This is a genomic window from Streptomyces sp. NBC_00286, assembly GCF_036173125.1.
Classification (GTDB): domain Bacteria; phylum Actinomycetota; class Actinomycetes; order Streptomycetales; family Streptomycetaceae; genus Streptomyces.
The window spans coordinates 986,865-1,009,222 of the sequence record NZ_CP108054.1; the positions used below are offsets into that span (position 1 = coordinate 986,865).

Consider the following 22,358-nt stretch of genomic DNA (forward strand, 5'->3'; position numbering starts at 1 on the left):
CACAGCCCCTGCCCGCCCGATGCCTTGCGCGTGCTCGTCGACAGTTCTCTACGACAGGGGCATCACCTTGCGGTAGGCGAACACCGCGACCACCGCTACCACGACGTGCATCAGCAGCAAGGCCACGACGCCGGCCACTCCGCCTTCGCCGAAGAGCAGGAAGTCGGGCACGAAGGAGAGCGCGACGACGGTCGGCACCAGCCATCGCATCAGCGCTTCGGGGTCCTTCGACACCTTGCGGATGATGGCCCAGCCGATGGCCCCGGCCACCACGCCGACCGTTGTCAGGAAGATGTACGAGCCCGGCATGAGCGGCTGGAAGTCGTCGGGCGCGCCCACGGCCAGGGCAAGGAGGGCAAGCACCGCGTCGGCCAGCGAGGCCACGACGATCGCGGCGAGCACACCTCCGGCGATGACGAGCGGTCCACGGCGGGCGACGGCTACCTCAGGGGTAACGGACAAGGCAACTCCAGGGACGGGGAGAGGGAGAGGGAGAGTTCCGAGGGGGTGTTTCAATTTCAAACCAAAGCCTCCCGGAAGGTGATTGAAACTTCAAGACCGCCGGGAAATCTCTCCCGCTGACCTCTGTCGGGACATCCGGACAAACCTGTTGACAGCACCAGGGGCCAGCCCCATAGTTACCAAACACTAGAGCGCGCTAATGATGCGCTCTAGTCACGGAAGGCGAGGTGGTCGCACCCATGCGACCGCCACGGACAACCGACAACGGTTCCGCCGCCTCGCGAGCCCTCTCCCACGACACACCCACGTCCTGGGCCGGGCGTGCTGCGCTCCGGAGCCCCTGGAGCACTTCGATCCGGGGTTCCTGAAGCGCTTCGAGGCAGGCCCTTGCTTCCCGTATCCACTCCCCTGTTTCCCGTATCCACTCCCCGACCGCACAGTGAGGTGCAAGGGACATGCACAGACACCATCGAGCCGCGGCTCTGACCACCACCGTCCTCATCGGCACCCTGCTCGCCGCCGGCTGCTCCAGCAGCTCCGGCGGCAAGGAGTCGGAGGAAGGCGGCGCGGAGGCCGCGGCGGGCAAGGCGAGCACGCCCCGTATGACCGTGGCCATGATCACCCACGCGGCTCCCGGCGACACCTTCTGGGACCTGATCCGTAAGGGCGCCCAGGCCGCCGCGGCCAAGGACAACGTCAAGCTCGTCTACTCCAGCAACCCCAACGCCGCCGACCAGGCCAACCTGGTGCAGAACGCGATCGACCAGAAGGTCGACGGCATCGCGCTCACCGCGGCCAAGCCGGACGCCATGAAGGACGTGGTGGCCAAGGCCAAGGCGGCCGGTATCCCGGTGGTCGGCTTCAACTCCGGCCTGGACAACTGGAAAGAGCTCGGCATGCTCGAGTACTTCGGGCAGGACGAGAACATCGCCGGCCAGGCCTTCGGTGAGCGCCTCAACGAGATCGGCGCGAAGAACGCGCTGTGTGTGGTTCAGGAGCAGGGTCATGTCGCCCTGGAGGCTCGTTGTGCGGGCTTGAAGAAGGCGTTCCAGGGCAAGACCGAGAACCTTTACGTCAACGGTGCCGACATGCCGTCCGTGAAGTCGACGATCACCGCCAAGCTCAAGCAGGACTCGTCCATCGACGAGGTCGTCACGCTCGGCGCCCCGTTCGCGCTGACCGCCGTCCAGTCCGTGGCGGACGCGGGCAGCAAGGCCAAGGTCGCTACCTTCGACCTCAACAAGGACCTGGTGAACGCCGTCAAGGAGGGCGACGTCCAGTTCGCCGTCGATCAGCAGCCCTACCTGCAGGGTTACCTCGCGGTGGACGGCATCTGGCTGTACGAGAACAACGGCAACTTCAGCGGCGGCGGCACCGCGCCGGTTCTGACCGGTCCGGCCTTCGTCACCGAGGAGAACGTGGACGCCATCGCCAAGTTCGCCGAAAAGGGCACCCGTTGACATGGTCCCTGGCCGAAGAAGGCATCTGACCTAGGTAGTTGGTGTTCTGGGATGTTCTAGTGACGTACAAGACCCGCCGAGCCCACGGCCGCAGCCCCGAACCGGCTGCGGCCGTGGTCGACGCGCAGAGCGTGAGAACCTCGGCACATGTGGCCGAGACCAGCCGGCCGCTAGTCGTCCAGGCTGCCCATGGTCAGATTGACGGTAGTTCCCGTCATCCCACTCGCCTTGTCGGACGCCATGAAGACCGCAACGTCAGCCATCTCCGCGAGCGTCATGAGCCGTCGCGGGTGGGTCCTGCCGGCGAGCAACTCCTGCCACTGTTCCCCGGTCATGCGCCGGCATCTTCGGCGCGGGCCGAAGGTTCGACCTCGTGCCGACCCGCGCCAACGGTCAACCGGCGTTCGGGGCCTACTTGCACGCCCCTACCGGCATCCGCCACGAAACCGGCCTCATCGTCCTCACCCTCACCGGCGGCCGGATCTGCGCCATGACCCACTTCGAGACCGGTGTGCTCCCATCGTTCGGGCTGCCGCGATCGCTCCCGCGCCGATAGCCGGCTCCCGAGCGGTTGGATGTGCGCGGTAGCGGAACATACTCCGGCGGACGTGCATCGGCGACGGCGCGAGCGATCGTGGCTCCTGGCGCAGGCCGAAGCCCATCGCAGCTGCAGGTTCCGGGCAGCGATGGGCTTCGACGAGGTCCGGCCCCGGTCGCGAGCGGGAGCGCCGCCCGCGACCGGTCCCGCGTCAGTTGTTCGGAGTCGTGCGGCGGCGGCGCATCAGGTACACAGCCACGCCACTGCCGGATCCGTCACCATCGGACCCGTGACCGCTCGAACCGTCACTGGCCGAACCCTCATGGGCGGCGCCGGAGCCGTCCGGCATCGCGCAGGTGGCCTCGGCGGGCACGATCTCTCCGGATGCCTTCACCACGCCCAACTTGGCCGGAGTCACTGTGTACTTGAGCCGAAACGCGATGGCGGCCCCGGTGCTGTCCGTCGTGGTCGCGTTCTCCAGGACGAGGTCGACGGTGCCGACTCCGGGCACCTCGAGGTGCTGGTCACCGGGCCCGTTCACAGGCACCGGCTTGCCGAGGACGGTCACGTTGTCCGCCGGCGTGGCCTTCACGGTCGGCTTCTTGCCCGTCTCGCAGGAGGCCGTGGCCTTCAGCAGTACGGGTGAACAGCCGACGCTTTCGTTCGGTACTGATGGTGAGCCCATTACGGTTTGCAAATGGATCCGGCGGCTGTAGGTGAGGTCCTGCGGGCGGGCGCCGGTTGAAAGGCGCACCTGATGTTGGGGTTGGGGAAATCACCGGACGTACTCAAGACCCGGGCCCGTTCAGGCCGTTCGAGCGGAGCAGGGGTCGGGCGCGCGGTCGGCGTGGCATGTCTCGCCGCAACAGCGCTGACCGCCGCCGGTTGGTGGGCAGCCGAGAGTCTGGCGGCGCAGATGAGGGCATTCGGGCCGTCCGTCGCCTGCTGGGTGTTGACGGCCTCCCTGATGCTCCGTGCTTGGGGAGCGAGAGGGCGTGTACGAAAGCGTCTGCTGCTGTTCGCGGGATCTGCCGCGGCCGGGGGTGCGTACCGGGCCGCGGTTACCGTGTTGTCGGCCCACCCTCCGGCGTGGGCGCTGGATGCGCGACCGTTGCTCGGTCCGCTGGTGGTCACCGGAGTGACGGTGGCGGTAGGCCTGGGAATGGCCGGTCTGGTGGTCACGGCCGATTCCGGTGCAGGTCGGCACTTGTGGCTGCGGCGCGTGCTCGACGGGGTCGTCACGGCCGGCTCCGTGTTCATGACGGGATGGGTACTGCTGCGGGCGGTTGGTGTCGGTTGGAGGCTGGAGAAGGGGATGGTCGGCGTCCTTTGGGCCGCTGAAGTCGTGTTCCTCGGCTTTCTGTTCGCCTTGTGCTGTCGCGTGCGGCACGATCAGCGGGCCACTGTGGGAGTAGCGGTCGTCGGGCTGACCCTCACGCTGATCGGCGACACCGTACGACTGTGGTCGGCCGTCCCGTATTCCGCCGAGGTGATGCCTTCTCAGCTGGCCGACGCCTGCGGCACCGCGGGACTGCTGGTGATCGCTGCCAGCCCTTGGGCGGACGGCGGAGTGAACGTCCTGGGCACTGGTCGACCCGCCCTGTGGGTGGGGATACAGGGTGCCGCGGCGTTCGTTCCCCTGACCGTCTGCACGGTAACGGCGCTGGGATATGTGTTGGCTCCTCTTGCCCGCGACCCGGTACCGCTGTTGGTCGGCGGAATGGTGCTGCTGAGTCTTTGGGCACGCCAGACCTTCCTGCCGAGCGAGAAGACCGGAAACGACGACCGGTGAAAGAGCGTATGCCGCGTGCTCACGCTGCTGTGGCGACCTCATGCGCCTCGCCGCAGCTCTCCACCCGTGGCGCAGCTAGCCCGAAGCGATCCATGACGCACACCGCTCGTCTGGCCCTGACAGGGCACACGCAAGCAGTCCCACGGCACGCTCGGCTCAAGGTCGTTGAGTCCGCAGAGCAGTACCGCCCTCGGCACGAACCTCAACCACACTGGGGCCGCTGCGATCACCAGCATCGGCCGTGAAGAGTGATCCCGCACGTTGCGGGAGCCTCTGTTCGCGCGGGTCGGTGAGGCTACGCTCAACGGGCCGTTTCGGCCTCACCGAGCCTTCAAGGCCGGCCCCTACTCCGGGGCCGGCCCGCTCGTTCCCCGGACCACCAGTTTCGGGTCGATGACCGCTTCGCGCGGCTCCAACTCCCCGTCCTCCAGGCGTTCCACAGCGAACCGGACCGCGTACTCGGCCATCAGGAGCGAGTCCTGGCGGACGGTGGTCAGGCCGATCGGCATCAGGTGGGACAGATGGCTGTCGTCGTAGCCGACGACGGACAGGTCGCCGGGAACCTCGACACCGGCCCGGGTCAGCGCCATGAGCAGGCCCATCGCGCACCGGTCGTTCCCGGCGAGGACCGCCGTGGGCAGCGGCTGTCCGCGGTCGCGTTCCGCGAGTAGCAGGCGGCCGGTCTCGATGCCGGATTCCTCGGTGTGGTCACCGGGGATCACGCGCAGGTCGGCCTGCAGGCCGTGGCGGCGCATCGCGGCGCGGTAGGCGCGGCGCCGCTCGGCCGAGCCGGGGCCCCGGCCACCGTCGATGTGCACGATCCGGCGGTGCCCCAGTTCGTAGAGGTGGTCCATGGCCTGCCGTACGCCCTTGCCCTCGGCGGTGTGCACGCTGTCGACGCGGGTCTGGGGCACCCGGCGGCCGACCGAGACGGCGACGGTGCGGTGGCCGAGGGCGTCGAGGTCCGCGGCTGCCATGTCGGGGCCCAGCAGGATGACCGCCTCGCAGCGATGGCTGAGCAGGGCCTCGACGGCTTTCACCTCGCTCCTGGCCTGGCTGGTGGCGGAGAGCAGCACCTCGTAGCCGAGTCGCTCGGCCTCGGGGTAGATGCCTTCGACCAGGTCGGCCTGGAAGGTCTGGTGGACGGTGAACATCACGCCGAGTGTGCGGCTGCGGCCGCGGGCCAGCAGCCGCGCGGCGTTGTCGGGGCGGTAGCCGATCTCGTCGGCGACGCGCAAGACGCGCTCGCGGGTTTCCTGGCTCGCTCCCGGCTGGTCGCGGAAGATGATCGAGACGAGCGCCCTGGATACGCCCGCCTTCTCGGCGACGTCCACCATCGTGGGCCGCTGTTTGCCCGGTCCGCTCACCTGTTGACCTACCCTTCGACGCGCCCACTTTACGGGCAGCCCGGAAATCTCCCGGCAACAAGCTATTGACATGACATTTGGACAGGGGTCATCGTACTCGCACTAGCGCGCGCTAGTAGAGCGCGTCAGTTGAGCTTTTCCGCTGGCCACCCACGGGGCTTCCCCCACCCCACCTGTTCCCTCTCCGAAGGACGTGCACCATGGCAACGACGCCGTCCCCCCTCCGCACCGTCGTGGGCAACCTGTGTCTCGGCTCGGCCCCCGACTCGTGGGGCGTCTGGTTTCCCGAGGACGAGCACCAAGTCCCGTACACCCGCTTCCTCGACGAGCTGGCCGGGGCCGGTTACGAGTGGCTGGAGCTGGGCCCGTACGGCTATCTGCCCACCGAACCAGCCGTACTGGCCGAGGAGTTGGCCGTACGCGGCCTGAAGGTCTCCGGCGGCACCGCGTTCGGCGCGCTGCACCGCCCGGAGGCCTGGGACGCCATGCTCGCCCATGTCCGGCAGGTGGCCGCGCTGACCGCCGCCGCGGGTGCCCACCACCTTGTCTTCATCCCGCCGATGTACCGGGACGAGAAGACCGGCGGCTTCACCGAGTCGCCCGAGCTGACCGCCGGGCAGTGGGCCGGCTTCGGCAAGGCCGCCGACCGGCTCGGCAAGCTCCTCCTCGACGAGTACGACGTACACCTGGTCATCCACCCGCACGCGGACAGCCACATCCAGACGCAGCCGGAGATCGAGCGGCTGCTGAACGAGTCCGACTCCCGCTACACCAACCTTTGCCTGGACACCGGGCACGTGGCCTACGGCGGCGGGGACAACCTCGACCTGATCCGCCGGTACGGGGAGCGGGTCGGCTACGTCCACATCAAGCAGATGGACCCGGAAATCCTCGCCCAAGTGACCGCCGAGAACCTCTCCTTCGGCGAAGCCGTCAAGCGCGGCGTGTGCGTGTCGCCCCCGGCCGGGGTGCCGAAGCCGGACGACATCGTCGCCCAACTCGCCGAGCTGGAAGCCGAGTTGTTCGTGATCGTCGAGCAGGACCTGTACCCGTGCGCTCCCGAGGTGCCGCTGCCCATCGCGGTGAGCACGCGGGAGTACCTGGCCGACTGCGGACTGGCGGGTACCCGGCGCCCCGCCCGCGACGCCAAGTAAGGGGAGACCATGGACGTCAGTAAGGACACGACCCAGACCCCCGCGCCCGCCACCGCCGTCCCGGACGACGCCCCGCCCACCGTCAAACGGCGGCTGCGGGTCATCACGCTCATCGCCACCTTCGGCGGACTGCTCTTCGGTTACGACACCGGCGTCATCAACGGCGCCCTGCCGTACATGACCGACGACCTCGGCCTGACCCCGTTCACCGAGGGCATGGTCACCAGCTCGCTCCTCCTCGGTGCCGCGCTCGGCGCCGTCACCGGCGGCCGCCTGTCGGACGGGCGCGGCCGGCGCCGCGCCATTCTCATCCTCGCCGTGCTGTTCTTCGTCGGCGCGCTCGGCTGCACCCTCGCCCCGAACACGGCGATCATGGTCGTGGCCCGGTTCGTGCTCGGCCTCGCGGTCGGCGGCGCCTCGGTGACCGTGCCGGTCTACCTCGCGGAGGTCTCGCCCGCCGAGCGGCGCGGCGCCCTGGTCACCCGTAACGAACTCATGATCGTCAGCGGGCAGTTGCTCGCGTTTACGTCGAACGCGATCATCGCGCAGGTGGGCGGGGAGTCCGGAGGCGTCTGGCGCTGGATGCTGGTGATCGCCACCATCCCGGCCGTCGTGCTCTGGTTCGGCATGCTGGTGATGCCCGAGAGCCCGCGCTGGCTGGCCTCCCAGAGCCGCTTCGGCGAAGCACTGGAGGTGCTCAAGCAGGTGCGGTCCCAGCAGCGGGCCGAGGCCGAGCTGGCGGAGGTGTCCGCGCTGGCCGTCAAGGACGAGCAGGAGAAGCTCGGCGGCTGGCAGGACATGAAGAGCACGCCCTGGGTGCGCAAGCTGATGTTCGTCGGCTTCGGCATCGCGATCGTGCAGCAGATCACCGGCGTGAACACGATCATGTACTACGGCACGCAGATCCTCACCGACGCCGGTTTCGCCGCGGACAGCGCGCTCACCGCGAACATCGCCAACGGTGTGATCTCGGTGCTGGCGACCTTCGTCGGCATCTGGCTGCTGGGCCGAGTGGCGCGCCGCCCGATGCTGATGGCCGGTCAGATGGGCACGACGGCTGCTCTGTTGCTGATCGGCGTCTTCTCCTTGGTACTGCCCTCGGGTGATGGCCGGGCGTACGCCGTGCTCGCCATGACCGTCACCTTCCTGGCCTTCCAGCAGGGCGCGATCTCGCCGGTGACCTGGCTGATGCTGTCGGAGATCTTCCCGATGCGGATGCGCGGCTTCGGGATGGGTGTCGCGGCCGTGGTGCTGTGGCTGACCAACTTCGTGATCGGCCTGGTCTTCCCGTCGCTGGTCGACGGGATCGGGATCTCCAACACCTTCTTCCTCTTCGTGCTGGCGGGCCTGTTCTCGCTGGCCTTCGTGAAGCGCTACGTCCCCGAGACAAAGGGCCGCACGCTCGAGACGCTGGAAGCGGAGCTCAAGGCCCGCTACTCCTGACCTCCTCCCCCGTGGGCCGGTCCTGCACCCCGGCCCCGTAAACCCTTCGAAGGGATACGGCCATGACCGTACGTGTAGGTGTCATCGGCACCGGAATGATCGGCCAGGACCACATCCGGCGCCTCACCGAGGTGGTCACCGGGGCCACCGTCACCGCCGTGACCGACCTGGACGCCGCCCGCGCCGCCGAGGTCGCCGCCGGCGTCGCCGCCACCGTCGGCGCCGCCGTGCTGCCGGACGGCGCCGCGCTGATCAATTCCCCCGACGTGGACGCCGTCCTCGTCACCTCCTGGGGCCCCACCCACTCCGAGCACGTGCTGAATGCCATCGCGGCCGGCAAGCCCGTGTTCTGCGAGAAGCCCCTCGCGACGACCGCCGAGGACTGTCTGCGCATCGTCGAGGCCGAGCGCGCGCATGGCAGTCGCCTGGTGCAGGTGGGCTTCATGCGCCGCTTCGACCCCGGCTATCGCCAGATGAAGGAGGTCCTCGCGGCCGGCGAACTCGGCGCCCCGCTGATGGTGCACTGCGCCCACCGCAACCCCACGGTTCCCGACGCGTACCACTCCGCGATGGCGGCGCAGGACACCGCGGTCCACGAGATCGACGTACTGCGCTGGCTGCTCGACGACGAGATCGTCTCCGCCCAGGTGGTCACTCCGCGTGCCACGAGCAAGCGGTTCACGCATCTCAAAGACCCGCAGATCATGATCTTCGAGACCGTGCACGGGGTGCGTATCGACCTCGAGGTCTTCGTCAACTGCCAGTACGGCTACGACATCCAGTGCGAGGTCGTCGGCGAGGACGGCCTGGTCCGGCTGCCCGACCCGGCCGCCGTGGGCGTCCGCACCGTGGCCCGGCACAGCACGGCCGTCATGCAGGACTGGAAAGTCCGCTTCGCTGAGGCCTTCGACACCGAGTTCCGCGAGTGGATCGCCTCGGTCGCGACGGGTGCCGAGCCCACCGGCCCGTCCGCCTGGGACGGCTACGCCGCCACCGTCATCACCGACGCCGCCGTCCGCTCCCTGGAGTCCGACGGCACCGTCGTCTCCGCCGACATGAAGCCCCGCCCCGCGTTCTACGGAGGTACCGCGTGAAAATCGCGCTCGACCCTTATATGTTCCGCCATCTGTCGATCGACGACATGGTGCGTACGGTCGCCGAACTCGGCTATGAGTACCTCGAGTTGTCCCCGCGCGACGACTTCATGCCGTTCTTCCTGCACCCGCGGGCGGACGACGAGCGCGTCGCCTCGTTCAAGAAATCCCTGCGCACGCACGGTGTCCAGCTGTCCTCGGTGCTGCCGCTGTACAAGTGGTCCTCGCCCGACGAGACCGAGCGGCAGACCGCCGTACGGTACTGGAAGCGGATGATCGAGATCACCGTGGACCTCGAATGTCCGCTGATGAACTCGGAGTTCAACGGCCGCCCGGAGCGCGCCGCCGAGAGCGAGTCCGCCTTCTGGCGCTCGCTGGATGAACTGCTGCCGGTGTTCGAGCGCGAAGGCATCGCTCTGAACCTGGAGGCCCACCCGGACGATTTCTGCGAGGAGAACACGCCCGCGGTCAACCTGGTCCGCGCGATCAACAAGCCCTGGGTGAACTACCTTTACTGCGCCCCGCACACCTTCCACCTGTCCGGCCCCTCCGAGGTAGGTGCGGACATCGCGGCGATGATGCGTTACGCGGGCGACAAGCTGCAGCACGTACACATCGCGGACTCCTTCAACCACAAGGGCTCCAGCGGTCTGCGCTACATCCTCAACCCGCCGGGCACCCCGGCCCGTATCCACCAGCACCTGGACATCGGCCAGGGCGAGGTCGACTGGGACACCTTCTTCGGCACCCTCCGCGAACTGAACTTCGACGGCGTCGCCACGTCCTGCGTCTTCGCCTGGGAGGAACGGGCCCGCGATTCCTCGGCGTTCATGCTGGACCGCATCAGGAAGGAGCTGGCGGGCTGAGAACGGGCGGCGGGGCAAGGCGTCGCCTTCCCGCCTTCCCGCCTTCCCGGCTTCCCGGCTTCCCGGCTTCCCGGCTTCCCGGCTTCCCGGCTTTCGGTGAAGCGCTCTGCGTACCTCGTACACCGCGGTATGCAGAGCGCTTTTGTGCGATCGATTCCAACTCCTGGCCGCCACATGCCCTCCCCAGGAGCGGGCAAGTCGCGTCGTGGGCACCCAGAGTGGGCATGTGTGAGCCAGACCACATGCCGGGGGTGCATAGCGAGGCAGGGTCCAGTGCCTTTATTGAAGGTGTAGGGGCGTGCGGGGGTAAGGGACAACGCTGATGGGGCAGTTGCGGGCCGACGAGTTCGACCGGTTCGTGGCGGCTCGGTGGTCGGCGTTGCTTCACCTGGCGCGGCTGCTCACCGGCGGAGACCGGCACCGGGCGGAGGATCTGCTGCAGGAGGCGTTGGTCAAGCTGTGGTTTGCCTGGCCGAAGGTGGGCGAGCAGGCGCCCGAGGCATATGTGCGCAAGGTCCTGGCCCGTGCTGCGGCTCGCTCGGCTCGGCGTCGCTGGTGGGGCGAGCACCCCGTGGACCAGTTGCCCGATCCGCCCGAGGTGGGGGATGAGACCGCCGCCGTGGATGAACGGACTCGGTTGGAGGCCGTGCTGGCGTTGTTGCCGGCGCGGCAGCGGGCCGCGGTGGTGCTGCGCTACTACCAGGACCTGCCCGAGCGGGACGTCGCGGAGGTGCTGGGGTGTCCCGTGGGTACCGCCCGTTCGCTGACGGCACGCGGCGTTGCACGGTTGCGGCAGCTTCTGGCTGAGGCAGTCGAGCCGGTGGAGTGAAGAAGGGAGCCATGGATCACTTCGAGCAGGAGCTGGCGCGGATGATGCGTGACAGCCAAGAGGACGCGCCCTATGAGGAGCGGCACCGAGACCGGCTGCAAGCGGGCGTTCGCGCCCGGCGGCGGGCCCGGGCGGCCTGGATGGCCACCGGATCCGTACTGACCGTCGCCGGACTTGGAGTCGGACTGGTGGTCCTGCCGAGCTCTTTCGCTCAGGGCGGCGGGCCTGTCGGCCCTCAGCCCCGCCCGGTCACCTCTGCCGAGTCGCTCCCGACGTCGTCGACGGCCCACCCGGCCTCCACCGCCAAGGGGGTGCCGATGCCGACCTGCACGTCGGCTGCTGGTCCGGTGCCGATGCCGTCGACGGCCCGTCCCGCCTCTCCCACCTCCACGGCCAAGGAGGTGCCGATGCCGACCTGCACGTCAACTACCAGGCCGGCGCCGATGCCGTACCGCCCCTCGGCCCCCGAGCCGGTCCCGATGCCGACACGAACCTCAACCACCAGGTAGCGCCTCGGCCAGCTGTACACGGTCCCGATGGGCGGGGCTGTCTGAGCCGGCGTGAAGACCACCGACCGCCGGGCAGCTGATCCCCGCTTGTCCCGCGCTCGACGAGTTGAAAGCTGGCCACGTGATCCGTGAGAACGCGCCCGCGTTTGCCGACGTGCAGCGGAAGGGGGCGGATTGTCGGCCGACCTCCTGGGAGCGGCGGCTGCGCGGCTTCGGGTACGTCGGGCGGCCGTGTACGTCCGTGCGCGACCGCCTGGTGGTGCCGTTTCCCGAGCCCGGGTCACGGCTGTGGCGCATGCTCAGTCTGTCCCCGATGGCGGCGGGCCGGCTGGCGCGCTGGTCGGGGTGGGGCGGGCCGCTGCTGGTGGCGCTCCTTGCCGGGCTGTCGCGCTTTTGGCGTCTGGGCAGCCCGCACGACTTCGTCTTCGACGAGACTTACTACGCCAAGGACGCCTGGTCCTTGCTGCGGCTCGGCTACGAGGGCACCTGGCCGGACCGTAAGATCGCCGACCCGCAGGTCCTGGCCGACCCCCAGGTGATCGCGCTCTCCGACACCGGGGCCTTCCTCGCGCACCCGCCGATGGGCAAGTGGGTGATCGCCGTCGGCGAGGGGATGTTCGGCCTCGACCCGTTCGGCTGGCGCTTCATGACGGCGGTTCTGGGCACGCTGTCGGTGCTGATGCTGTGCCGGATAGGCCGCCGCCTGTTCCGTTCGACGGTGCTGGGCTGCCTGGCCGGTGCGCTGATGGCGGTGGACGGTCTGCACTACGTGATGAGCCGCACCGCCCTGCTCGACCTCGTCGCCATGTTCTTCGTCCTGGCGGCGTTCGGCTGCCTGCTCATCGACCGGGACCGGGCGCGGGCCCGGCTCGCGGCGGCCTTGTCGGTGGCTGAGGACGGTCACGTACGTCCGGACCGGGACACCGGCGACCGCGCCGCGACGGGAGCGCGTCCATGGCGCCTGGCAGCCGGCGTCTTCCTGGGACTGGCGGCCTCCACCAAATGGAACGGCCTGTATTTCCTGGCCTGCTTCCTCATCCTGACCCTGCTGTGGGACGTCGCCGCCCGCCGTATCGCAGGGGCACGCCACCCGTACCGGGCGGTGCTGCGCAAGGACCTCGGCTGGTCGGTGGTGTCCCTCGTTCCGGTCGCTGTGGTGACGTATCTGGCGACGTGGACCGGTTGGTTCCTGTCCGACGACGGCTACGGGCGGCACTGGGCGGACGGCCGCGGCGGCACCTGGTCATGGATCCCGGCCCCGCTGCGCGGCCTGTGGCACTACGAGTACAGCGTCTACCAGTTCAACGTAGGACTGCACACTCCGCACAAGTACGAGTCAAATCCCTGGAGTTGGCTGGTCCTCGGCCGTCCCGTGCTGTTCCACTACGAGTCGCCGAAACCCGGGGAGGACGGTTGCCGCGCGACGGCCGACTGCTCGCAGACGATCCTCGCCCTGGGCACACCGTTGCTGTGGTGGTCGGCCTGCTGCGCACTGGTGTATCTGCTCTTCCGGTGGGCGCTGCGCCGCGACTGGCGCGCGGGCGCCGTCCTGTGCGCTGTGGGTGCCGGTTATCTTCCCTGGTTCCTGTACCAGGACCGCACGATCTTCTCCTTCTACGCCGTCGTCTTCGTGCCGTACCTGTGCCTGGCCGTGGCGATGACGCTGGGCGCGCTCCTGGGTCCGCCGGGGGCGGATCAAAAGCGCCGCACACGGGGCGCGGTGGCTGCGGGCACGCTGCTGCTGCTCATCACCTGGAACTTCATCTACTTCTTCCCGATCTACACGGGCCTGACGATTCCGTATCCCAGCTGGCACACCCGAATGTGGCTCGACACCTGGATCTGAACTCCGTCCTCACGGTCTCCCACCGGTGTCGCGCCGTGGCTCACCCGAAACTGGCCACCGGCGCCAGGACGAACCGTGTCGTCGTCGAGCGGCCCCCGTGACCGGCACAGAGTCGCCCCGCCCCGGCAACACCGACCCAGGCGGCAGCAGCGAGCTGGCCGGTTGCCGTGAAAGACGTGCCTCCGGCGGGGGCGCGGGCGAAGGCCGGGCTGCCTGCGACCACGCGCTGGTCGCCGCCGGGCTCAACATCGCGTCGGACACCGCAGGCCGTACCGGACCGCCGCGGTGGGCACGGTCCTCAGTCCGCGTCCTCCGCCGACCGACGGTCACCACTGTTGGGCCCTCAGCCCCTTCGCACCTCGACGACTCGCCCTCGTTCGAGCATGATCCAGGTCGCTTGCCCCGCCTGCGGAAGATTCAGGTAGACCCACGCTTCCGACCGGCTCCGTCGCCACCCCCCAAGCCGTATGACGCTCGAATACGAGCCCAGGAACTGCTTCTCATTGATCGTTTTCGAGGGCCTTCCAAGTAGGCGTTTGACCTGCCTACGAGTCATCCCTACCTCAACCTCAGCCATAGCGGCCCAACTTACTCAGCACTGGTGGGGACCGGTCCCGTACCGGAGTGCCGGGCCCTTCCCTGGACCGGAGTCCGCGGGCGCATTGGTATTGGCGTGGAGGGCCGTCATCCCGCCTGCCGGAGAGGGAAGGGCACCGGAGCTGGGCGAGGTGTCTCGGGTTCGCCAATGGTCACGTCCGGTACGGCTCCGCCCAACCAGGGGACACAGCGGTGACGGCGCAGAGGCACAACCTGCCTGTATCAAGCGACAGATGTCCAGCCTGCGCAGTGAAGGAGCGAGCGCGTCGGTGACGGCTACGCCCTTCCCGTGTAGTGCGCCCAGACACCGAGGCCGATGAACAGAACCGACCCTCCGACGAGGCCGTAGAGTCCGACCGTCCCGGTCAACCGCTCAGCGAGCGACGGCGGCTCGTATCCGTGCTTCCGGCCGATCTCTTCGGCCAGCCCCTTTCAAGATCTTCTTGGTGGATCCCGGGGCGGCCGCCACCAGACCTTCGCCCCGCTCCACCCGTTCAAGCGCCTCGTCGTCCGCTGGAACGACGTATCGAACTCCCCGACTCCTTCCTCTCGTTGGCTTGCAGCCTCCTCCGTTGGAGACGCCTCAAGAAGACCGGGTCATGATCGCGTTACGAGCTCGTAGAAAAGGAATGGAGCGAGGCGGTGCCCCGCTGCTACTTTCGCGTTGGACCGTGAAGTCGACGTAGGGAGGTGAGCCCCGTGAACACAGTTACCCATGGGTGCTCCCTCAACCCGTCACGGTCCGGCGGCTGACCTTCGGTGTCGCCAGGAGCGCCTGAGATCGAGGCACTCCTGGAGGAGACGCCAATGGACATAAAGCCTTTCACATCTGGCCTGAGCGAGAACGTGGTGATGATCACGCGCATCGCGGACCGGCAATGGCACGCACTGGATGACGACTTGGTGGTCGGCCGCGGTTATGCGGTGCACCGGCCCGACGGACGCTTGTTCGTCAGCATCGACGCCTGGCACGACGTCACCTTCGACCGGCTCGCCGAGGCGATGCTGGCGGAACTGCCGGCGCCGCTGTACACGGTGGTCGACGAAGCCGACGTAGAGCTGACGGAGCGCTGGCGGCGGGCCGGTTTCACGATCCGGCGCCGCGAGTGGGAGTACGTCGTGCCGACCGACCCGCAGGTCACAGGGCTCGGCGAAGTCCTGCCACCTTCGGGCGTGACGATCGTGCCCGCCGGTCTGGCGGACGCGAGTCTGCTGCGGGCGGTGGACCGCGCGATCCGTGCCGAAGTCGAGGCGACCGTCGGGTGGCAGTCGATGCCCGCGGAGGTCATTCCCCACGCCGAGGGCGACACCATCGTCGACCCGTCGAAGTACGCGGTGGCCGCGGCGCCAGACCGCTACCTGGGTCTGATCCGGGTGGTGACGGCGATCCGGCCGCGCATCGGGCTGGTCGCGGTCCGGGCCGGCGAGCAGCGCCGCGGCATCGCGCGGGCGCTGCTGGCCCACGCGCTGGGGACGCTGCATCACTCCGGGTTCGCCGAGGCCTGGACCGAAGTCCACGAGTCCAATCAAGCAGCCTCGGCGCTGTTCGAGGGCATCGGCGCCCGACCGATGAGCAGCAACCTGGAGCTGGTGCGATGACGAAGAACAAGAACGTCATCGAAATCGAGGGCAAGGTCGTCGAGTGCCTGCGCAGCGCCCTGTTCACCGTGGAACTCGAGAACGGCCACCAGGTGCTCGCGCACATCAGCGGCAAGATCCGCAAGAACTACATCAAGATCGTACTGGGAGACCGGGTACTGGTGGAGCTCCCGCCGTACGACCTGACGCGCGGCCGGATCGTGTTCCGCTACCGGAACTAGCGGCGGCCGGCACCTTCCGCGGCATCTGAACTGGGGCCCCGGTCACGGCGTTTCCCGTGGCCGGGGTCCCGATGATGGCTCGCACGGCCGCGGTGGCCCTCAGGTTGAACGACCCCTCATAAATGATCGCGGCAATCGCGGACGCTGTACTCCGCCTGGCCACCGCCACGGACGCGTCCAGCCCTCATGGACATCGACTACTCGTCGCAGCGAGCGGCAGCCAGACGTGCCCGCGCCTCCATCAGGGCGAAGCCGAGCAGGTTCTGGCCACGCCACCGGGAGGGATCGGTGGCACGCTCGTCGGACGCGCCGAGCCCGATGCCCCACACCCGGTCGCGCGGGCTGGCCTCGACCAGCACCCGGTTACCCGTGCCGAGCAGGTACGCGCGCAGAGCGGGGTCCTGTCCGAACTTGGCGACGTTCCCCGCAACGACCAACTCGAAGCGGGCGGCGTCCCAGCGCGCCTCGTCGAAGTCGCGGACCAGCCGCCCGAGGCTCTTGGCCTCGGCGGGAGTGCGCGCCGCGAGGACCGCCGAGAGCGACGCGTCGTCACCGAACAGGCGGGCCTTGCCCGCCATCATCCAGTGCTCGGCGCTCGCATACGTCACGCCATCCACGGTGAACGGGGAAGGCCACCACTGGCTGAGCGCACCCGGACCGATCGAACCATCCCGCTGTGGTCGATGCCCCCAGAACATCAGCCACTTCGGCCGCGCTCCGGCAGCAATGAGCGCCGCGAGATGCTCTCGGGTACGGGCCTGGACCGCGCTCTTCGAATCGATCGTCGCCATGACAGAGATCCTCCCAGCCACCACCGACAACAGACGAAGGAATTTCCGCCACGCAACCGGCGCGGCGCGAGCCCATGTGTCGCACGGGTTCCGCTCTCGAGGTGGGGACGACATGACCCCTCGTCGGCCTTCCGGCATTTCGACAGGGGGTCAACTGCTACTACTCGTCGCCGCGTACGAGCTTCACCAGCAGCTCAGCGTCCCCCAGATCCGACAGCACTACTTCCGCGCCCGTGTCCCGCAGCGCGGCCTCATCGCTGCGTCCTGACGCCACCGCGATCACCCGTACGCCGTTGGCGTGGGCCCCTTCCACGTCGGCCGGAGTGTCGCCGATAAGTACGGCCTCCGCGGCTGTCGCCTGGGCGCGCTGGAGGGAGAGCCGAACGAGTTCAGCCCTGGTGTCGTCGTCCTCGCCGTACGCGCCGAGCTCCCACAGGATGTGCCGGTCGAGCCCGAACACTTGGAGCTTGATCTCGGCGACCGGGCGGACATTGCCCGACACCACTGTCTGCTGGATGTCGATGGCGTCGAGTGCGTCGAGAGTGGCGGCTGTACCGGGGAGGGCGTGGCCTCGTTCACGGAGAGCGGCGGCTCGCTTCAGGTGTTCTTCCGTCAGGGCTTGGGCGAACCGCTCGAAGTCGGCGCGGTCCGTTGTCAGTTCGTGGAGTCTCACGGTCTCGCGGAAGATCACGGGCTCGGTGATGCCCGGTCAACGACAGCACACAGGCTCCGACACAAGATCTCCGGCTGTAGTACAAACACGTGGCCGACTTCGTGACCCGCCTCGACGAGGTCGCCGGAGCCTGACACCGCAGGCGCGGCGGTCAGTGTCCGAGCAGGTGGTAGAGCGCCATCGGCGTGACGTAGCCGGGCCACCGCCCGTCGGCGAACAGGTGCACACCGGCGTCCAAGTACGCCTGGTCGACCAGTTGTGAGCAGATCATGTGCCGGGTGGAGGCGATGTAGGCGCGGAGCCCCGGTGCCGGGATGCGCATGCGCCGCGTGGCCAGAGCGAAGTAGTCGAGGAAGCTGTACGGCGTCCCGACGTAGCGGCGGCCGGCGTCGCAGATCGCCTGCCGTTGGGCGTCGGTGAGCCCGCCGGGGTACACGTACAGCGTGTTGCGGTCGTCGTAGGCGCTGACCTGGGTGATGCGGGCGCCGCCGGGTTGGGCTTCCAGCAGGGTGTCGTCGTCGAGGACGAGGAAGGCGTGCTGGTAACGGCCGAAGCCGTCGCCGTTGAGCCATTGGCCGAGGCGGATCATCGCGCCGACGTGGCCGGTGATTTGGGTGAGTCCGATGTCGCCGGGCTGTGGCTGGGTGTGGATCATGACGGGCTCCATGGCGCGTGGGGGTCGACCTGGTGATACCCGGGGACAAACCTGGATCGCCAGCGTGCGGGTCTGGAGGACGTCGGCGGCCCAGATCGCCGGTGCCGGGCCGCGCTGGAAGGAGGCCCAGGTGGGGTGGTCGCGCCGGGCGCGGGTACGTCGGCATCGTCCGATCCATTCAATCGTGACTGCACACCCTCAGAGGGAGGCACGCGTGGAACCGCTCGACCCCGAGGTGACGATCCGGCAGGTCGCACATCTGCCGGCCGACCTGCGCGAGCGGACACCGCTCTTCGACGAGTGCGTCCACACACTGTTGCCGCCTTCCGGCTGGGCACGGATCGATCACGTGTTCCTGACCGGAGACGGTGACTCCTACCACTCCTCCTGCGCTGCCGAGATGGCCTTCGAGACCCTCGCAGGCATCCCCTGCGAACCGATCAGCGCCACCGTTTCCTGCACTACGGCCCCCTGCCCACGGCCGCTCCCGTCGGCCCGGGCCGCCAGGCTCTGCTCATCGCCACGTCCGCCTCCGGCACGACCAAGGCGGTCGTCGAGGCCATCGAGCACGCCAGAAAGCACAGAGCACTCACCGTCGCGATCACCGCCACACCGGACAGCCCCGTCACCCAGGTGGCCGACCATGCCCTCTTCGTCGACCTGCCGAACCTGGAGCGCTCTCCCGGCATCCGCACCTACCAGGCCAGCCTGCTCGGCATGCTGCTCACCGCCCTCCGCCTTGCCGAAACCCGCACCCCTGCCTGTCCTGCAGACCGGCTGCGCGAGGAATTGACGGGGCTCGCTTACGCGGTCGAGGCCACCGCCCGCGCGGTCCGGGACCGCTGCCGCCGTGTCCCTGGCGCTCCGCTACAGAAGCACCAGACCCTGATCAGTCTTCGCTCGCCGCGTCCGGTCTGCTCACCACACGGCTGACCACGGACGTCGGCTGACGTGTCACCGGGTCAGGCCGATAGGCCACGCCGTAATCACGGGCGAAGCGATTGGCCTCAGCCTCGGAGCTGGTGAGCCGGTGCAGACAGAGCCCGTAGGCGACCGAGGTGATCTGCTCTTCGGTCAGGCAGAGCCGCCACCGGTTGTCCGTACGGCTGAAGGACGCGGTGCGGACGCGCTCGGCGAGCCCGTCGGCCGGCGGCATGGCCAGTTCGTGAGCGAGGCTGACGAAGACGCGCACGGCGCTCATCTGTGCAGGGCGCAGCTCCACCAGGCGTTCGCCGGGCCCGGGTTGGGGCTCATCGGATTCGGTCACCGGCCGGGCGTGCGCGTACGCGAGGACGTCACGGCCGTGGGAGGTGAGCCGCGCCGCCCAGCGCACAGGGCGCGCGGCGAGCACGGAGAGTTCGGCGCGGGTGTCCCGGTCGGCCAGTTCGGCCAGCCCTTCGCGCACCACCGACTCCGCGCTCTGCTGGAAGGACGCGGGCACCGCCTCGTCCACCACCCAGGCGTGCCGTGCGGCCCGTTCGTGCTCATGGAGCACTTCCAGCACGGTGATCCTCTTCTCCGAGCTCCTCATACCGCCTCGCCTGGCCGAGCCCCGCCGCCCACCGCATCGGGGGCTATCAGTGGCGCTATCTAACCTGCCGAGCACCGCGAGTTGCCAGACGGCGCCAGGCCGTGTGCGGCGCAGCGGGTGACGAACGCTGCGAACCGGCCGCCTCGGCGTGAAGGCAGCCCGTCGTACAGATCTGCGCTCAGAAGGGGACGCCTTCTTATGCAGAGTGATTCCCAAGGGACGGGCCATGCCGAAGCCGCCGCGTCTACGCCCACGCATCGGCTGCCGCAGGTGACTGCTCCTGCCCGCCCGTCGGCATCTCGCGGCCCGGTGGTGCCCAGCCATCGACGCCGGGCTCAACATGCCCTGGCAGCCTGGTTGTTCACACAGCGGGCTGACACAACCAGGGCCATGATCAAGCCGCCACGCCCTGATCATGCACCGGTCGTCCGACGAGGGGACGGGCGACGGCAGCCAACACGGGCCGGTCACGGTCGAGGATCCACTCTTCCCAGGCACCTGACCTGCCAGGCGGCTAGATTGTGTAACGTCAGGCCAACTCGGGGAGATCTCATGTCAGTTGAACGTCCGCTCATCAACAGCAGCGTGCCGCACTCCGCCCGCATCTGGAACTACTGGCTGCGCGGCAAGGACTGCTACGAGATCGACCGGCAGGTCGGTGACCAGATCGTCGAGGCCAACCCGGCGATCCTCGATATCGCCCGGGCGCAGCGGGCGTTCCTTGTCCGTTCCGTGGAGTACCTCGTCACCGAGGCCGGCATCCGCCAGTTCCTGGACGTGGGCACCGGCCTGCCCACCGCGAACAACACTCACGAGGTCGCCCAGCGCCTCGTCCCCGAGACACGGATCGTCTACGTCGACCACGACCCGGTCGTGCTGGCCCACGCCGAGGCGCTGCTCACCAGCACGCGTGAGGGCGCCACTGACTACATCGACGCCGACCTGCGAAACCCCGACGCGATCCTCGAACACGCCGCCAAGACACTGGACTTCACCCAGCCGGTGGCGCTGATGCTGCTGGGGATCACCGCCCACGTCACCGACGACTCCGCGTACGAGATAGTCGGCCGCCTGATGGACGCCCTGCCCTCCGGCAGCCACCTCGTGCTCTGCGACGACACCGAGGTGCTCAACCCCGAGCAGATGCGCGAGATGATCGAGCAGTGGAACGAGGCGAGCGACAACCCCCGCATCAACCGCAGCCCGGAACAACTCGCCCGGTTCTTCGACGGCCTGGAGTTGCTGGAGCCCGGCCTCGTCTCGGTCTCTCGTTGGCGCCCCGCGGAGACTGGCGCGCAAGAGCCTGCCGAGGTCGACGACTTCGGCGGCGTGGCACGCAAACCCTAGCGAGAGCCCTCAACTCCGTCTCATGGGGCAAGCAGGCAACCATCACGAAGGGTGCCCCTGGCCTGCAACCCGGCAGGAGGCGCGGCCTGCTGCTGCCCCTCCCGCCCGGGCACATCGACGCCACGCTGTCCGCGGACACCTGCCGTCTCGCTCTCGCCCGGGCCGATGCTCTCCCCGGCGCCGTACGAACCCGGAGGCCCTATGGAGGGGCGCTGAGATGCGGCCGTGGGTCTCGGCGATGCGCCGGGTGAGGTAGGCGGGGTGGGCGTCAAGGCCGCTACCGCGCCGGTGGCGTCCTGCGGAGACCTGGTGCCGGTGCTCGGCGCGGGCATACCGCTGCAGGGTGTGGCGGCCCCGGCCCAGGTGGCAGGCGATGGCCCGGACCGAGTACCCGCCGGGGGGGCGTACCACGGGTCGGGCATCGCCAGCACCCGGTTCAGCAGCCCAATCCGTACCGCGGTGACGCCCAGCGCGGTGGCCATGCGTGCTCCGGCGCGGCCGGCCAGGGCCAGTGCGATCGTATTCAGCAGTGCCCCGAGTCATGCCCCCAGTACGGTGATCGTCGCTGTGCTCGCCCGGGCAGCCGTCGACTACGGTCGCCCGGCCGCTGGGATGAAGGGGGCGATGGATGCGGGTCGACCAGCTGTGGCGGTATCCGGTGAAGTCGGTGGGTGGTGAGCGACTGACCGCCGCCACGGTCGGTGTGCTCGGAATCGAAGGGGACCGGGGCATCGCCATCCACGACGAGCGGGAAGAGGTCACCTGGGCCGGTGCTGTTCCGGCGCTCATGCGATTGCGGGCGGTCACCCTCGGGCCGGGCGTGGCCGAGCTGGTCCTGCCGGACGGCCGGCGGTTCCACTCCGATGCGCCTGACGCTGCCAGTCGGCTCAGCGCGGCTGTACAGGCCAAGGTCACGCTGGTCGAGCACCAGCCGCACCGGCCTCACACCGCGCTCCACGTATTGACGACGACGGCGCTGCGCAGCCTCGGCTCGACGCTGCCGGACAGTGCGATAGACGCCAGCCGATTCCGGCCCAACCTGGTGCTCGACGACGTGACCGGCGACCACGCGACCGGTTACCCCGAGCACGATTGGATCGGCCGCCGGATGGCCATCGGCACACTGCGGTTGCGCTTCACCGAGCGGTGCGACCGCTGCGTGATGATCACCAAGGAGACTCCGACCGTCCCGCATGACCGCTCCGTGCTCCGCTGGGTCGCCCGCGAGCTCGGCAACGCCCTCGGCGTGTACGCGGCGGTCGAGAAACCCGGCCATGTCCGTATCGGAGACAAGGCCCACTGGCTCGACTGAACCGGCTCTGGCGATCCAGGCCGCCGGGCTCGCCCGCCTGAGCGCACCCGGTCGGCCGGGTGCCGCCATCCTGGCCGGATGTGCGGCCACAAAACGCATATCCGCGAGCGGCGTCGCCCGCGACGAACTCCAGGAGATGGCCGACGCCGCCCTACGCAACTGGCCGCTGACCTGAGAACCACCCGGAGTTCCGGCGACACGGAAGGCGTCGTGAACCGTATGAAAAAGGATCAAAAGGCTCTACGGACGAGCCGGATTCGAACTACTCCGCA

25 protein-coding genes are annotated in these 22,358 nt (G+C 68.8%); 15 read left to right on the top strand and 10 right to left on the bottom strand.

Annotated features, from left to right (window positions below):
* Window positions 1-48: 48 nt before the first annotated feature.
* Window positions 49-462, bottom strand: coding sequence for a DUF6069 family protein (locus OHT21_RS04645; RefSeq protein WP_328766925.1), 414 nt, complete (start codon window positions 460-462; stop codon window positions 49-51).
* 455 nt (window positions 463-917) lie between these two features.
* On the opposite strand from OHT21_RS04645, the gene OHT21_RS04650 reads away from it, so the two are divergent.
* Window positions 918-1,922, top strand: a complete 1,005-nt coding sequence (locus OHT21_RS04650; protein ID WP_328766926.1) for a sugar ABC transporter substrate-binding protein — start codon at window positions 918-920, stop codon at window positions 1,920-1,922.
* Window positions 1,923-2,092: 170 nt separating this feature from the next.
* On the opposite strand, the gene OHT21_RS04655 is transcribed toward OHT21_RS04650, so the two are convergent.
* Window positions 2,093-2,257, bottom strand: a complete 165-nt coding sequence (locus tag OHT21_RS04655) for a hypothetical protein (RefSeq protein ID WP_328766927.1) — start codon at window positions 2,255-2,257, stop codon at window positions 2,093-2,095.
* A gap of 38 nt (window positions 2,258-2,295) precedes the next feature.
* Here OHT21_RS04655 and OHT21_RS04660 point away from each other — a divergent pair, with 38 nt between their 5' ends.
* On the top strand, window positions 2,296-2,478 hold the full coding sequence (locus OHT21_RS04660) for a hypothetical protein (protein ID WP_328766928.1): 183 nt from the start codon (window positions 2,296-2,298) through the stop codon (window positions 2,476-2,478).
* Between the two features lie 193 nt (window positions 2,479-2,671).
* Here OHT21_RS04660 and OHT21_RS04665 read toward each other — a convergent pair whose 3' ends face one another.
* The gene (locus OHT21_RS04665; protein WP_328766929.1) at window positions 2,672-3,145 is read right to left on the bottom strand and encodes a hypothetical protein; all 474 of its coding nucleotides are present in this window, start codon (window positions 3,143-3,145) and stop codon (window positions 2,672-2,674) included.
* Window positions 3,146-3,571: 426 nt separating this feature from the next.
* On the opposite strand from OHT21_RS04665, the gene OHT21_RS04670 reads away from it, so the two are divergent.
* Complete coding sequence (locus tag OHT21_RS04670; RefSeq protein WP_328766930.1) at window positions 3,572-4,252, top strand: hypothetical protein; 681 nt, start codon at window positions 3,572-3,574, stop codon at window positions 4,250-4,252.
* Between the two features lie 344 nt (window positions 4,253-4,596).
* Here the strand turns inward: OHT21_RS04670 and OHT21_RS04675 are convergent, their stop codons facing one another.
* Entirely contained in the window at window positions 4,597-5,589 is a 993-nt protein-coding gene (locus tag OHT21_RS04675) for a LacI family DNA-binding transcriptional regulator (protein WP_328773955.1), read from the bottom strand.
* A gap of 230 nt (window positions 5,590-5,819) precedes the next feature.
* Here OHT21_RS04675 and OHT21_RS04680 point away from each other — a divergent pair, with 230 nt between their 5' ends.
* The 5 genes from OHT21_RS04680 to OHT21_RS04700 all read left to right on the top strand — a co-directional run bounded on the left by OHT21_RS04680 (window position 5,820) and on the right by OHT21_RS04700 (window position 11,005).
* Window positions 5,820-6,773 (top strand): TIM barrel protein, encoded by a 954-nt coding sequence (locus OHT21_RS04680; protein ID WP_328766931.1) that lies wholly within the window; start codon window positions 5,820-5,822, stop codon window positions 6,771-6,773.
* Window positions 6,774-6,782: 9 nt separating this feature from the next.
* Window positions 6,783-8,216 (top strand): sugar porter family MFS transporter, encoded by a 1,434-nt coding sequence (locus OHT21_RS04685; protein WP_328766932.1) that lies wholly within the window; start codon window positions 6,783-6,785, stop codon window positions 8,214-8,216.
* A 62-nt stretch (window positions 8,217-8,278) separates the two neighbouring features.
* A complete protein-coding gene (locus OHT21_RS04690) occupies window positions 8,279-9,310 on the top strand; it encodes a Gfo/Idh/MocA family protein (protein ID WP_328766933.1) in 1,032 nt (343 codons plus the stop codon).
* Window positions 9,307-10,176: a sugar phosphate isomerase/epimerase family protein gene (locus OHT21_RS04695; protein ID WP_328766934.1), complete on the top strand. Its 870-nt coding sequence runs from the start codon at window positions 9,307-9,309 to the stop codon at window positions 10,174-10,176. Before OHT21_RS04690 ends, OHT21_RS04695 begins: the two co-directional genes overlap by 4 nt.
* A gap of 322 nt (window positions 10,177-10,498) precedes the next feature.
* Window positions 10,499-11,005 carry a SigE family RNA polymerase sigma factor gene (locus OHT21_RS04700; protein ID WP_328766935.1) on the top strand — a complete coding sequence of 169 codons (507 nt, stop codon included), beginning with the start codon at window positions 10,499-10,501 and terminating at the stop codon, window positions 11,003-11,005.
* A 235-nt stretch (window positions 11,006-11,240) separates the two neighbouring features.
* Here OHT21_RS04700 and OHT21_RS04705 read toward each other — a convergent pair whose 3' ends face one another.
* Window positions 11,241-11,507, bottom strand: a complete 267-nt coding sequence (locus tag OHT21_RS04705) for a hypothetical protein (protein WP_328766936.1) — start codon at window positions 11,505-11,507, stop codon at window positions 11,241-11,243.
* A 320-nt stretch (window positions 11,508-11,827) separates the two neighbouring features.
* Between OHT21_RS04705 and OHT21_RS04710 the strand changes: the two genes are divergently transcribed.
* Window positions 11,828-13,360: a dolichyl-phosphate-mannose--protein mannosyltransferase gene (locus OHT21_RS04710; RefSeq protein ID WP_443050618.1), complete on the top strand. Its 1,533-nt coding sequence runs from the start codon at window positions 11,828-11,830 to the stop codon at window positions 13,358-13,360.
* 343 nt (window positions 13,361-13,703) lie between these two features.
* On the opposite strand, the gene bamE is transcribed toward OHT21_RS04710, so the two are convergent.
* Window positions 13,704-13,937: an outer membrane protein assembly factor BamE domain-containing protein gene (gene bamE / locus OHT21_RS44595; RefSeq protein ID WP_443050314.1), complete on the bottom strand. Its 234-nt coding sequence runs from the start codon at window positions 13,935-13,937 to the stop codon at window positions 13,704-13,706.
* Window positions 13,938-14,764: 827 nt separating this feature from the next.
* Here bamE and OHT21_RS04715 point away from each other — a divergent pair.
* Complete coding sequence (locus OHT21_RS04715; RefSeq protein ID WP_328766938.1) at window positions 14,765-15,556, top strand: GNAT family N-acetyltransferase; 792 nt, start codon at window positions 14,765-14,767, stop codon at window positions 15,554-15,556.
* Window positions 15,553-15,777: a translation initiation factor IF-1 gene (gene infA / locus OHT21_RS04720; RefSeq protein WP_328766939.1), complete on the top strand. Its 225-nt coding sequence runs from the start codon at window positions 15,553-15,555 to the stop codon at window positions 15,775-15,777. Before OHT21_RS04715 ends, infA begins: the two co-directional genes overlap by 4 nt.
* A gap of 197 nt (window positions 15,778-15,974) precedes the next feature.
* Here the strand turns inward: infA and OHT21_RS04725 are convergent, their stop codons facing one another.
* The 3 genes from OHT21_RS04725 to OHT21_RS04735 form a co-directional block, all read right to left on the bottom strand.
* Complete coding sequence (locus tag OHT21_RS04725) at window positions 15,975-16,568, bottom strand: NADAR family protein (protein WP_328766940.1); 594 nt, start codon at window positions 16,566-16,568, stop codon at window positions 15,975-15,977.
* 160 nt (window positions 16,569-16,728) lie between these two features.
* A complete protein-coding gene (locus tag OHT21_RS04730; protein ID WP_328766941.1) occupies window positions 16,729-17,259 on the bottom strand; it encodes an HAD family hydrolase in 531 nt (176 codons plus the stop codon).
* 133 nt (window positions 17,260-17,392) lie between these two features.
* Window positions 17,393-17,896 (bottom strand): hypothetical protein, encoded by a 504-nt coding sequence (locus OHT21_RS04735; RefSeq protein ID WP_328766942.1) that lies wholly within the window; start codon window positions 17,894-17,896, stop codon window positions 17,393-17,395.
* Between the two features lie 516 nt (window positions 17,897-18,412).
* Between OHT21_RS04735 and OHT21_RS04740 the strand changes: the two genes are divergently transcribed.
* On the top strand, window positions 18,413-18,829 hold the full coding sequence (locus OHT21_RS04740; RefSeq protein ID WP_328773956.1) for a hypothetical protein: 417 nt from the start codon (window positions 18,413-18,415) through the stop codon (window positions 18,827-18,829).
* Here the strand turns inward: OHT21_RS04740 and OHT21_RS04745 are convergent.
* Window positions 18,786-19,427: a DUF6417 family protein gene (locus tag OHT21_RS04745; RefSeq protein WP_328766943.1), complete on the bottom strand. Its 642-nt coding sequence runs from the start codon at window positions 19,425-19,427 to the stop codon at window positions 18,786-18,788. The two genes, OHT21_RS04740 and OHT21_RS04745, sit on opposite strands and share 44 nt — an antisense overlap.
* A 552-nt stretch (window positions 19,428-19,979) precedes the next feature.
* On the opposite strand from OHT21_RS04745, the gene OHT21_RS04750 reads away from it, so the two are divergent.
* From OHT21_RS04750 to OHT21_RS04760, 3 genes are all read left to right on the top strand, one after another.
* Window positions 19,980-20,774 carry an SAM-dependent methyltransferase gene (locus OHT21_RS04750; RefSeq protein WP_328766944.1) on the top strand — a complete coding sequence of 265 codons (795 nt, stop codon included), beginning with the start codon at window positions 19,980-19,982 and terminating at the stop codon, window positions 20,772-20,774.
* 628 nt (window positions 20,775-21,402) lie between these two features.
* On the top strand, window positions 21,403-22,086 hold the full coding sequence (locus OHT21_RS04755) for an MOSC domain-containing protein (RefSeq protein ID WP_328766946.1): 684 nt from the start codon (window positions 21,403-21,405) through the stop codon (window positions 22,084-22,086).
* Window positions 22,049-22,261, top strand: coding sequence for a hypothetical protein (locus OHT21_RS04760; RefSeq protein ID WP_328766947.1), 213 nt, complete (start codon window positions 22,049-22,051; stop codon window positions 22,259-22,261). The genes OHT21_RS04755 and OHT21_RS04760 overlap by 38 nt, the downstream gene beginning before the upstream one ends.
* Window positions 22,262-22,358 lie beyond the last annotated feature (97 nt).

Bases quoted from the DNA above. Each gene is read 5' to 3' on its own strand.
- OHT21_RS04725 (WP_328766940.1), bottom strand. From the start codon at position 16,568: ATGGCGACGATCGATTCGAAGAGCGCGGTCCAGGCCCGTACCCGAGAG.
- OHT21_RS04685 (WP_328766932.1), top strand. From the start codon at position 6,783: ATGGACGTCAGTAAGGACACGACCCAGACCCCCGCGCCCGCCACCGCC.
- OHT21_RS04735 (WP_328766942.1), bottom strand. From the start codon at position 17,896: ATGATCCACACCCAGCCACAGCCCGGCGACATCGGACTCACCCAAATC.
- OHT21_RS04690 (WP_328766933.1), top strand. From the start codon at position 8,279: ATGACCGTACGTGTAGGTGTCATCGGCACCGGAATGATCGGCCAGGAC.
- bamE (WP_443050314.1), bottom strand. From the start codon at position 13,937: ATGGCTGAGGTTGAGGTAGGGATGACTCGTAGGCAGGTCAAACGCCTA.
- OHT21_RS04750 (WP_328766944.1), top strand. From the start codon at position 19,980: ATGTCAGTTGAACGTCCGCTCATCAACAGCAGCGTGCCGCACTCCGCC.
- OHT21_RS04675 (WP_328773955.1), bottom strand. From the start codon at position 5,589: ATGGTGGACGTCGCCGAGAAGGCGGGCGTATCCAGGGCGCTCGTCTCG.
- OHT21_RS04680 (WP_328766931.1), top strand. From the start codon at position 5,820: ATGGCAACGACGCCGTCCCCCCTCCGCACCGTCGTGGGCAACCTGTGT.
- OHT21_RS04655 (WP_328766927.1), bottom strand. From the start codon at position 2,257: ATGACCGGGGAACAGTGGCAGGAGTTGCTCGCCGGCAGGACCCACCCG.
- OHT21_RS04755 (WP_328766946.1), top strand. From the start codon at position 21,403: ATGCGGGTCGACCAGCTGTGGCGGTATCCGGTGAAGTCGGTGGGTGGT.
- OHT21_RS04760 (WP_328766947.1), top strand. From the start codon at position 22,049: ATGTCCGTATCGGAGACAAGGCCCACTGGCTCGACTGAACCGGCTCTG.
- OHT21_RS04650 (WP_328766926.1), top strand. From the start codon at position 918: ATGCACAGACACCATCGAGCCGCGGCTCTGACCACCACCGTCCTCATC.
- infA (WP_328766939.1), top strand. From the start codon at position 15,553: ATGACGAAGAACAAGAACGTCATCGAAATCGAGGGCAAGGTCGTCGAG.
- OHT21_RS04710 (WP_443050618.1), top strand. From the start codon at position 11,828: ATGGCGGCGGGCCGGCTGGCGCGCTGGTCGGGGTGGGGCGGGCCGCTG.
- OHT21_RS04715 (WP_328766938.1), top strand. From the start codon at position 14,765: ATGGACATAAAGCCTTTCACATCTGGCCTGAGCGAGAACGTGGTGATG.
- OHT21_RS04665 (WP_328766929.1), bottom strand. From the start codon at position 3,145: ATGGGCTCACCATCAGTACCGAACGAAAGCGTCGGCTGTTCACCCGTA.
- OHT21_RS04700 (WP_328766935.1), top strand. From the start codon at position 10,499: ATGGGGCAGTTGCGGGCCGACGAGTTCGACCGGTTCGTGGCGGCTCGG.
- OHT21_RS04745 (WP_328766943.1), bottom strand. From the start codon at position 19,427: ATGAGGAGCTCGGAGAAGAGGATCACCGTGCTGGAAGTGCTCCATGAG.